Below are 10,285 nucleotides of genomic sequence, written 5' to 3' on the forward strand. Positions count from 1 at the left end.
CCGGACGCGAGCCCGGGCCGGACGGCACGCGTCAGGAAAGCGCCGTGGGGTCCGGCTGGGTCGCGAAGAAGGTGGTGGACTGGCGGCCCGCGAAGGGCGTGCGCCAGTCGCCCGTGCCCGCGTAGAAGTACTGCGCGGCGTAGGTTCCGCCGGCGTACAGATCGGGGTGCCCGTCGTGGTTGGCGTCGCCGATGCCCACGGTGTCGCCGTACGCGTCCCAGCCGCCGCCGATCCGGGTGCGGGCGGCGAAGGTGCCGTCGCCCTTGCCGAGGTGGAGCCAGAGCACGCCGGAGGTGTCGCGGGCGATCAGGTCTCCCGCGGCGGCGCCGCCGATGTCGCCCGTCGCGGTGATCTGGTTGTAGGCGCCGTAACCCGTACCCGCCTTGACCCGCCCGGTGAACGGCGCGCGCCAGTCACCGGTGCCCTTGTAGAGCCACAGGGTGCCGTCCTTGTCGGTGGCCAGCAGGTCGGCCCTGCCGTCGTTGGTGACGTCGCTTCCCGCGGCGATCTTGTCGTAGACGCCCCAGCCTCCGCCGACGCGGCTGCGGGTGGCGAAGGTGCCGTCTCCCTCGCCGAGGTAGAGCCAGAGCACGCCGTCCTTGTCACGGGCGACCAGGTCACCGGTGGCCGCCCCGCCGATGTCACCGGTGGCCTCGGTACGGTCGTAGGTGTTCCAGCCGCCGCCGACGAGTACGTCGGTGCCGGAGATCAGCCTGCCCTCCCCGTCGAGGCGTTCGAAGTGCGAGTCCGAGCGCCACATGCGGCCCGAAGCGTCCCGTGCCAGCAGGTCGGGGCTGCCGTTGTCGTTGAAGTCGTGCGGCGCGTCGGCCGAGCGGACGACCTTGAAGGTACCGGTCTCGGTCAGCGCCGGGCCGATGCCGTTGATCGGCCGGGCCGAGATCTCCCACGTGTAGTCGCCGTTGGGTGCGCTGACCGGCCCGGAGCCGAGGTCGCCCGACCAGACGAAGCCGAACTCCGGCGACGAGGTGTCGGACACCCCCACGGTGGAGGTTTCACGGGTACGGATGTGGCGCAGCGTCACCCTCCCCTCCACGTTGCTCCTGGAGAGTGTCCACCGGAAGTCGAAGCGGCCGGAGTTGCTGCTGAGGTCCAGCACGTCGGGGACGTTGTGGCCGGCCAGGGTGAGCTTCGTCGGCTCGCCGGTGCGCGCCACGAGTGTCGTGGTGGGCTCCCCGCCGTTCACGCCGGGCGAGAAGCGGTAGAGCCCCTCGCCTTCGGCGACGGTGCCGCCGCGGAGGTAGAGCGTGCCGTCGGGGGAGGTCTCGGCGGAGGTGAAGTGGTCCAGGAGCTTGGTGTCCACCTTGCGCTTCAGGTCGTGGGCCACCGGGGCGTGGAGCGCGTTCGGCCATTCGGCGGTGAGCCCGAAGCGCTCACCGAACACGAGGTGGTCGCCCTGGAGCCCGATCTCGATCCGGGTCGTGCGCGAGGTCATGAGCGGAACCCGCTGGGTCTCCCCGGTGGCACGGGTACGGACCACCACGCTCGGCGGAATCTCGCCCCCACCGCTGTCGACCCAGGCGACGTACGTCGAGGAGACGGCGATGTCCCCGGTGCCCGCGGGCCGGGTCGACCGGCCGGTTTCGGTCACGGCGCCGGTCGTGAGGTCGATCAGGCCCCAGTGCCGCACCGACGCACCGGTGCTGTAGGTGACGAGGGCGTGGGCGGACGTGCCCGGGCGGACGCTGAGCCCGCTCGCGTCGGCCGGGAGGCCGGTCACCGCGACGGACGCCCCGTCCATGGTGTGCATGCGCAGGCCGGAACTCTCCGGGACCCTGGAGTCCGTACTGAAGACCGCCCGGCCCGCGGCACCCGCGTAACGGACACCGGCGGCGTGATCGAGAGGGAGGCGGAAGACCTCCTGGCCGGTCGCCAGGTCCCGCAGCACGATGTGGGCGAGGTCGGAGTGCACGGCGGCCAGATCCCCGTACCCGGTGGCCAGGAGGGAGGCCGCGGAGGGCAGGGCGGACACGGCGCCGTCGGACGCCCGCACCCACGAGTGGCCGCCCGCCGCGCTGTCCAGCGTCAGGTAGCCCGAAGCCGTGGCCCCGACGATGGTGTGGCCGGTCGGGAACCCGATGACGGACTCGGCTGCCGGCCGGGCCTGCGTCGCGGCGGCCCGACCCGTCCCGCCCGCAGACGTCGCGTCCGGAGCCGCGATGGCCGGGGCGGACGCGCCGGTGAGCCCGGCGGTGACCGCGAGAACGGTGGCGGCGGCGATCGCGAGCCGACGTCTGGACAGACGTGCGTGAGACAAGATGGTGACCCTCCCCGGAGCGTGGCGCACCGGCGCGCCACAGCCCTCAGACTCACCACCCGCCCCAAGGGTTGCGCTCCCAGCAGGTGCGGGCTTTACGGAACGGAAAGACACTTGTGAACGTGTGACACGCCGCACTTTCCCGAGTGACCCGCGTCCGGTTGGGCATGAGCCAGCCTGAGCGAGTACCCGGGTCTCACCATGCGATACCGCAGAGGCGAAACCCGGACGCTCGGTAAAATGAGCCGACCGCAGTACATATACGTACGTGCGGAAAGAGACGGATTGAGCGAGGAGCGCACGTGGGCCTTGTCGTGCAGAAGTACGGAGGCTCCTCCGTAGCCGATGCCGAGGGCATCAAGCGCGTCGCCAAGCGGATCGTGGAAGCGAAGAAGAACGGCAACCAGGTGGTCGCCGTCGTTTCCGCGATGGGCGACACGACGGACGAGCTGATCGATCTCGCCGAGCAGGTTTCCCCGATCCCTGCCGGGCGTGAACTCGACATGCTGCTGACCGCCGGAGAGCGTATCTCCATGGCGCTGCTGGCCATGGCGATCAAAAACCTGGGCCACGAGGCCCAGTCGTTCACCGGCAGCCAGGCCGGAGTCATCACCGACTCGGTCCACAACAAGGCCCGGATCATCGACGTGACCCCGGGGCGCATCAAGACCTCCGTGGACGAGGGCAACGTCGCCATCGTGGCCGGCTTCCAGGGCGTCAGCCAGGACAGCAAGGACATCACCACGCTCGGGCGTGGCGGGTCCGACACGACGGCCGTGGCCCTCGCCGCCGCGCTCGACGCTGACGTCTGCGAGATCTACACCGACGTCGACGGCGTGTTCACCGCCGATCCGCGCGTGGTCAGCAAGGCGAAGAAGATCGATTGGATCTCCTTCGAGGACATGCTGGAGCTCGCGGCCAGCGGTTCCAAGGTGCTCCTCCACCGCTGCGTGGAGTACGCCCGCCGGTACAACATCCCGATCCACGTCCGGTCCAGCTTCAGCGGACTCCAGGGCACATGGGTCAGCAGCGAGCCGATCAAGCAAGGGGAAAAGCAGGTGGAGCAGGCCCTCATCTCCGGTGTCGCACACGACACCTCGGAGGCCAAGGTCACGGTCGTCGGCGTGCCGGACAAGCCGGGCGAGGCCGCCGCGATCTTCCGGTCGATCGCGGACGCCCAGGTCAACATCGACATGGTCGTGCAGAACGTGTCCGCCGCCTCCACGGGCCTGACGGACATCTCCTTCACCCTGCCGAAGTCCGAGGGCCGCAAGGCCATCGACGCGCTGGAGAAGAACCGCGCCGGCATCGGCTTCGACTCGCTGCGCTACGACGACCAGATCGGCAAGATCTCCCTGGTCGGCGCGGGTATGAAGAGCCACCCGGGCGTCACCGCCGACTTCTTCACGGCGCTCTCCGACGCCGGGGTGAACATCGAGCTGATCTCGACCTCCGAGATCCGCATCTCGGTCGTCACCCGCAAGGACGACGTGAACGAGGCCGTGCGCGCCGTGCACTCCGCCTTCGGTCTCGACTCCGACAGCGATGAGGCAGTCGTCTACGGGGGCACCGGCCGCTGATGTCCGTCACCGCACGGGACGGGCGGCCCACGCTCGCCGTCGTGGGCGCGACCGGTGCCGTCGGCACGGTCATGCTCACGATCCTGTCCCAGCACGCGGACATCTGGGGCGACATCCGCCTGATCGCCTCGCCGCGCTCGGCCGGCCGCAAGCTGGCCGTGCGCGGTGAGGAGGTCGAGGTCGTCGCGCTCACCGAGGAGGCCTTCGACGGCGTCGACGTCGCCATGTTCGACGTGCCCGACGAGGTCTCCGCGCAGTGGGCGCCGATCGCCGCCGCCAAGGGCGTGGTGGTCGTCGACAACTCCGGCGCGTTCCGGATGGACCCGGACGTGCCGCTCGTCGTGCCCGAGGTCAACCCGCACGCGCTGCGGATGCGGCCGCGCGGCATCGTCGCCAACCCGAACTGCACGACCCTCTCCATGATCGTGGCGACGGGCGCGCTGCACGCCGAGTTCGGGCTGCGCGAGCTGGTCGTCTCCTCGTACCAGGCGGTCAGCGGCGCGGGCCGGGACGGCGTGGACACGCTGCGCCGGCAGCTGTCCCTGGTGGCCGGCACCGAGCTGGGGACGCACCCCGGTGACGTGCGGCGGGCCGTCGGCGACGACACCGGCCCGTTCCCGGAGCCGGTCGCGCTGAACGTCGTACCGTGGGCCGGGTCGCTGCGCGAGGACGGCTGGTCGTCGGAGGAGATGAAGGTGCGGGACGAGTCCCGCAAGATCCTCGGGCTGCCGCAGCTTCCGGTGGCGGTGACGTGCGTACGGGTTCCCGTGGTCACCACGCATTCCCTGACCGTGCACGCCCGTTTCGAGGGCGAGGTCACCGTCGACCGGGCCCGGGAGATCCTGGCCACCGCGCCCGGCGTCGTCCTCTTCGACAACCCGGCCGCGGGGGAGTTCCCCACCCCCGCCGACGTGGTCGGCACCGATCCCACCTGGGTGGGGCGGGTACGGCGGGCGCTGGACGACCCGACGGCGCTGGAACTCTTCGTCTGCGGGGACAACCTGCGCAAGGGCGCCGCGCTGAACACCGCGCAGATCGCGGAGCTGGTGGCCGCCGAGTTCGCCTGAACCCCCGTCAGGCTCCGTCAGATCCCGTCAGGCTCCATCAGAGGGGCGAAATGCCCTGGCCACCGTGGGTTTCCTTTGTAGGATCTGTGGACGAGATGTGATCCGGAAGTTGGTCCGGACTACTTGTACCCGGCACCTGTGCCGTCAGAGGATTTCCTCCCCGCCCTCCGCAACCGTGCGGAAGGCGGGGAGCGTCTTTGCGGTCACCCATTCAGGGCGCGGAGACGCGTGGGTCGGCGTGGGGACGCCGAGGACGGGCGTGGGGACGCTCGTTCACATGGGACATAGGGGAAGAGCGGACGATGAGGGCGTATGACGCACCGTCAGCCGGGCGGCTGCCCGACGGACAGGACCGACACGGGAACGTGACGCCCGGCACGTACAACCCTCACGGGGGTCGGCGTGTCCAACAGGCGTGGCAGAGGTACTCGAATTCACCGCATCGACGCGTGGCCCCGCTGTGCGGGCGCCCGGCCGGTCAGTCCGTCCCCGTGTGGCCGGTCCCGCCGGTGGCATGCCGGTGATCGCGCCGATGCCAGCAGCGCGGCCGGCCCGCATATCGAACCAGCGCGACGGCGCCGACGACACGGTGGCGGCGGGCACCACCGTCGACCACCTCACCGAGACGTACCGGGCGCACTACCGGTCGCTGCTCGGTCTCGCGGCCCTGCTCCTCGACGACACCGCCTCCTGCGAGGACGTCGTCCAGGAGGCCTTCATCCGCGTGCACTCCGCGCGCAAACGCGTCCGCGACCCGGAGAAGACCCTGGCGTATCTGCGCCAGACCGTCGTCAACCTGTCGCGCTCGGCGCTGCGCCGCCGCATCCTGGGCCTCAAGCTGCTCTCCAAGCCGATGCCGGACATGGCGAGCGCGGAGGAGGGCGCCTACGACCAGTTGGAGCGCGACTCCCTGATCAAGGCGATGAAGGGACTCCAGCGCCGCCAGCGCGAGGTCCTGGTCCTGCGCTACTTCGCCGACATGACCGAGGCACAGGTCGCCGAGACGCTCGGCATATCCCTCGGCTCGGTGAAGGCGTACGGTTCACGCGGCATCGCGGCGCTCAGGGTGGCCATGGAGGCACCGGCATGAGTGACGGCAACGGGCACGCTCCGCGGGAAGAGGGCGCGTCGCAGCAAGGGTCCGTTCCCCGGGAGGGGCCCGCACCGGACGCGCCGGACGGACCGGCCGCAGCGAACCCGGTGGACGCGGCCGCCGGGCCGGATCAGCAGAAGCACACGCACGACGCAGGGAACGGAACTGTGAACCACGGCCCCGCCGACCAGGGCCCCGACCCGCGAGGGCAGGACGGGTCCGACGCCGACGAGGCGGCGCTGCGCCGGATGCTGCAGCAGGCCGTCCAGGACGTCGAGCCGAGCGACGGCACCCTGGAGCACCTGCGCCGCGCGGTACCCGCCCGGCGGGCCCGCAAGCGCCAGGCCGTCGTCGGAGTGGCCGCCGCCGCCCTGTTCCTGGGCACCGCGGTCCCCGCTCTCGTGCACGTCTCCAACTCCACCGGCCCGGGCGCCGACCCGTCCGTCGCGGGCCACGCCTCGCAGGCCCAGGGCGGCGCCTCCCAGGGCAAGGACCCGGCCGGCGGCCAGAGCGGCGTCGTCGGCTCCCCGGGCACCGCCGAGGACAAGGACCGCACCGACCCCGAGAAGACGCCCGAAGGCGAGCAGAGCGGCGCGGCCACGGGTTCCGCGCCCGGGACGGCCCCCTCGCCCAGCGTCGTGCCCGACGTTCCGGCGTGTGCGCCGAAGCAGCTCGGGTCGGCCGTCGCCAGCATCGCCGAGCCCGACTCGGCGGGCGTGGTCTACGGCTCGTTCCGGGTCACCAACGTCTCCTCGGACGGCTGCACCGTCACCGGCCCCGGCAACGTGGCCACCGCCTCGCAGGGAGCGGCGGACGCCTCCAGGATCGGCACCGCACGGCATGTGGCGGGCGACGCCGCGGCCGGACTGCCCGACCCGTCCCTGGAGACGCCGGCACTGACCCTGGGGCCGGCCTCCGGGTACGAGGTGCAGTTCGCCTGGGTGCCCTCGGAGACCTGTCCGACCACCGGCGGCACCACCGGGGGCAGCACCGGCGGACCCTCGCCGGACCCCTCGCCCACCGGGGACACGACGGCCGCGGGCGGGACCGCCACGGGCGGCGCCGAGGCCGGCCCCACGACCCAGCTGCTCAGCGAGGACGGCCCGGCGGACGGAAGCGTGTCGGTGACCTACAGCCCGGAGGGCGGATCCGGTTCGGCCACGGCCACGGTGTCCAACGCGTGCGTGGGCACCGTGTACTGGACGGGTGTGCTGGCGGGCACGGAGTCGTAAAGGGCGTCTGATCAGGCGTTGGACGGGCTGGGCCGCGCCGCCCGCTCGGTCTCTTCCCCGGCGCTCTCGGCGTCGGCCTCCGCGGCCTCGGCGTCCTGCGGCTCCTCCACCGTCAGCCCCAGCTGCGCGTCCCGGGCGATCTCGACCTCGCGGCGCAGCAGCCGGAACCACATGAAGATCACGAAGCCCACGAAGGCGAACCACTCGGCGGTGTACCCGAGGTTCTGGAACGCCTTCAGGTCGAGGCCGCTGTTCTGCGGCGCGCTGACGGGCACGGCCCGCATCCCGGAGTCGCCGCTGTTCAGCGTGATCCACGCGTCGTACACGTCGTACGGGACGAGGTTCAGCAGCGTCGCCGCGCTGATCGAGCCGGTCTGGCCGGCGGGCCATCCGGAGCGCCCGCTGACGCCGTTGCTGCCCGGTGACTCGGGGGCCTGGAGCGCTCCCGTGACGGTGACCTCGCCGGCGGGCGCGGCCGGGACCTTCGCCGGGTCGGGTGCGCCCGGCAGCCAGCCGCGTACGACCGGCAGCGCGCGGCCGTCGTCGGTGCGCAGCAGCGTGAGGACGTAGTAGCCCTCCCGGTCGTCCAGCTTCCGCTCGGGGACGAGCAGCTGGTCGTCGTACCGGCCGGTGACGGTGGCCTGCTTGCCGACCGTGGACTTGTCCAGCGGCAGCAGCTCGTCCAGCGCGCGGGGCGCGTCCCGGCGGGCCTCCTCGTGCTGGGTGGTCGCGGTCTCGTGGTCCTGTACGCGGTCCTCGAAGCGGCCCAGCTGCCAGGAACCCATGAAGATGCAGAAGGGGATGGCCAGGACGACGAAGACGTTGATCCCCCACCATCGGGGCGTCAGCAGAAACCGGTACACGCCCTCCACGGTACGGGGCGGGCCGGTGCGCCCCTGCTTCGGGGCTGTGGAAAACGTGCGGGCCGGCGGGTGGACGGGCGAGGTTGTCCACAGGCTGGGGATCCCGTCTGCGCGTTGTCGGCAGGTCGGGGCAGTATGGGGCCATGACTGAGAGCAACGGGTCCGTTCGGTCGGACAAGTCGTCGGACGAGCCGGACGAGCGGCAGACGCAGGGCGAGCAGATGCCCGAGTGGGAGAAGCGGTTCCGGGCGCCCAGGGTGTCCCTTCCCGACTGGGCCGAGGACGCCCCGGACCGCTCCCTGTTCGTGTCGAACGCGACGGGGACGTACGAGCTGTACGCCTGGGACCGCTCGTCCGGTGACCAGCGCCAGGTCACCGACCGGCCCAACGGCACGACGGACGGCGTGCTCTCGCCCGACGGCGACTGGATCTGGTGGTTCGACGACAAGGACGGCGACGAGTTCGGCGTCTGGCGCCGCCAGCCCTTCGCGGGCGGGGCGGACGAGGCGGCCGTGCCGGGCCTCGACCCGTCCTACCCGGCGGGCCTCGCCCTCGGCCGGGACGGGCGTACGGCGGTGGTCGGCCGCTCCACCGACGAGGAGGGCACGACCATCCACCTCGCCCGCGGGGACGGCGCCGCCCCGGCGGAGATCTACCGGCACCGCGAGTCCGCGGGCGTCGGCGACCTCTCGCACGACGGCACGCTGATCGCGATCGAGCACACCGAGCACGGCGACGCGATGCACTCGGCGCTGCGCGTGCTGCGCCCCGACGGCACGACGGTCGCGGAGCTGGACGACACGGAGGGCGGCGAGGAGGAGCTGGGCCTGGAGGTCCTGGGCTTCGCGCCGGTCGACGGCGACACCCGCCTGCTCATCGGGCACCAGCGCCGGGGCCGCTGGGAGCCGCTGGTGTGGGACGTGGCGACGGGGGAGCAGACCGACCTCGCCCTGGAGCTGCCGGGCGACGTCAGCGCCGAGTGGTTCCCGGACGGCAGCGCCCTGCTGATCGTGCACGGCTTCGAGGCCCGCAGCGAGCTGTTCCGGTACGACTTCGCCGAGCGCGAGCTGGCCGAGATCGAGACGCCCGCGGGCACCGTCTCCGGGGCGACGGCCCGCCCCGACGGCACCGTGGAGTACCTGTGGTCCTCGGCAGCCGAGCCCTCGGCCGTCCGCTCCACCACCGGCCGCGTCGTCCTGGACCCGCCCGGCATGAAGTCGCCGCGCTCGGTCCCGGTGGAGGACGTGTGGGTGGAGGGCCCCGGCGGCCGCATCCACGCCCTGGTCCAGAAGCCCGCCGGCGCCACGGGCCCGCTCCCGACGGTCTTCGACATCCACGGCGGCCCGACCTGGCACGACAGCGACTCCTTCGCCGCCGGCCCGGCCGCCTGGGTGGACCACGGATACGCGGTGGTCCGCGTCAACTACCGGGGCTCCACCGGGTACGGACGCGCCTGGACCGACGCCCTCAAGCACCGGGTGGGACTCATCGAGCTGGAGGACATCGAGGCGGTGCGCGAGTGGGCGGTCACGTCCGGCCTCGCCGACCCCCGCCGCCTCATCCTCACCGGCGGCTCCTGGGGCGGATACCTCACGCTCCTCGGCATCGGCATCCAGCCCGAGGCGTGGACCCTGGGCATCGCCGCCGTCCCGGTCGCCGACTACGTCACCGCGTACCACGACGAGATGGAGGGCCTGAAGGCCCTCGACCGCACCCTGCTGGGAGGCACCCCAGAGGAGGTTCCCGAGCGCTTCGAGGCGTCCTCCCCGCTGACCTACGTCGACGACGTCAAGGCCCCCGTCTACATCTCGGCCGGGGTCAACGACCCACGCTGCCCGATCCGCCAGGTCGAGAACTACGTCAAGCGCCTGGAGTCCCGCGGCGCCGTCCACGAGATCTACCGCTACGACGCGGGCCACGGCTCCCTGGTGGTCGACGAACGCATCAAGCAGGTCCGCCTGGAACTGGACTTCGCGGAGAGGCACTTGCCGAAGGGCGCGTAGTTTCGACTTGAGCCTCTTTCCCAACCGAGTCGGGTGGTGGGTGGGCATAGGCCGGGGGTCCAGGGGGCGGAGCCCCCTGGACGGGACTGGATTGGCCGAGCCCCTGCCCCCCCCCCCCCCCCCCCCCGCGGGGGCCCCCCCCCCCCGGGGGCCCCCCCCCCCCCCCCCCCCC

General features: G+C 72.2%; 7 protein-coding genes. 5 read left to right on the plus strand and 2 right to left on the minus strand.

Annotated features, from left to right (window positions below; all coding sequences use genetic code 11):
• Positions 1–31 precede the first annotated feature (31 nt).
• Positions 32–2,275: a VCBS repeat-containing protein gene (locus tag ACGF3J_RS16735; RefSeq protein WP_161332521.1), complete on the minus strand. Its 2,244-nt coding sequence runs from the start codon at positions 2,273–2,275 to the stop codon at positions 32–34.
• 302 nt (positions 2,276–2,577) lie between these two features.
• On the opposite strand from ACGF3J_RS16735, the gene ACGF3J_RS16740 reads away from it, so the two are divergent.
• The 4 genes from ACGF3J_RS16740 (at position 2,578) to ACGF3J_RS16755 (ending at position 7,247) form a co-directional block, all read left to right on the plus strand.
• Positions 2,578–3,855, plus strand: coding sequence for an aspartate kinase (locus ACGF3J_RS16740; protein WP_161332520.1), 1,278 nt, complete (start codon positions 2,578–2,580; stop codon positions 3,853–3,855).
• Positions 3,855–4,922, plus strand: a complete 1,068-nt coding sequence (locus tag ACGF3J_RS16745; RefSeq protein WP_161332519.1) for an aspartate-semialdehyde dehydrogenase — start codon at positions 3,855–3,857, stop codon at positions 4,920–4,922. Before ACGF3J_RS16740 ends, ACGF3J_RS16745 begins: the two co-directional genes overlap by 1 nt.
• A gap of 514 nt (positions 4,923–5,436) precedes the next feature.
• Positions 5,437–6,012: a SigE family RNA polymerase sigma factor gene (locus tag ACGF3J_RS16750; protein ID WP_161332525.1), complete on the plus strand. Its 576-nt coding sequence runs from the start codon at positions 5,437–5,439 to the stop codon at positions 6,010–6,012.
• 170 nt (positions 6,013–6,182) lie between these two features.
• Positions 6,183–7,247 carry a hypothetical protein gene (locus ACGF3J_RS16755; protein WP_346346335.1) on the plus strand — a complete coding sequence of 355 codons (1,065 nt, stop codon included), beginning with the start codon at positions 6,183–6,185 and terminating at the stop codon, positions 7,245–7,247.
• An 11-nt stretch (positions 7,248–7,258) separates the two neighbouring features.
• Here the strand turns inward: ACGF3J_RS16755 and ACGF3J_RS16760 are convergent, their stop codons facing one another.
• Positions 7,259–8,110 carry an SURF1 family protein gene (locus ACGF3J_RS16760; RefSeq protein ID WP_346346334.1) on the minus strand — a complete coding sequence of 284 codons (852 nt, stop codon included), beginning with the start codon at positions 8,108–8,110 and terminating at the stop codon, positions 7,259–7,261.
• 143 nt (positions 8,111–8,253) lie between these two features.
• Here ACGF3J_RS16760 and ACGF3J_RS16765 point away from each other — a divergent pair, with 143 nt between their 5' ends.
• The gene (locus tag ACGF3J_RS16765; protein WP_161332517.1) at positions 8,254–10,113 is read left to right on the plus strand and encodes a prolyl oligopeptidase family serine peptidase; all 1,860 of its coding nucleotides are present in this window, start codon (positions 8,254–8,256) and stop codon (positions 10,111–10,113) included.
• The last annotated feature ends 172 nt before the right edge of the window (positions 10,114–10,285 follow it).

It is taken from the genome of Streptomyces sp. NPDC048171, from assembly GCF_043202655.1.
Taxonomy (GTDB): domain Bacteria; phylum Actinomycetota; class Actinomycetes; order Streptomycetales; family Streptomycetaceae; genus Streptomyces.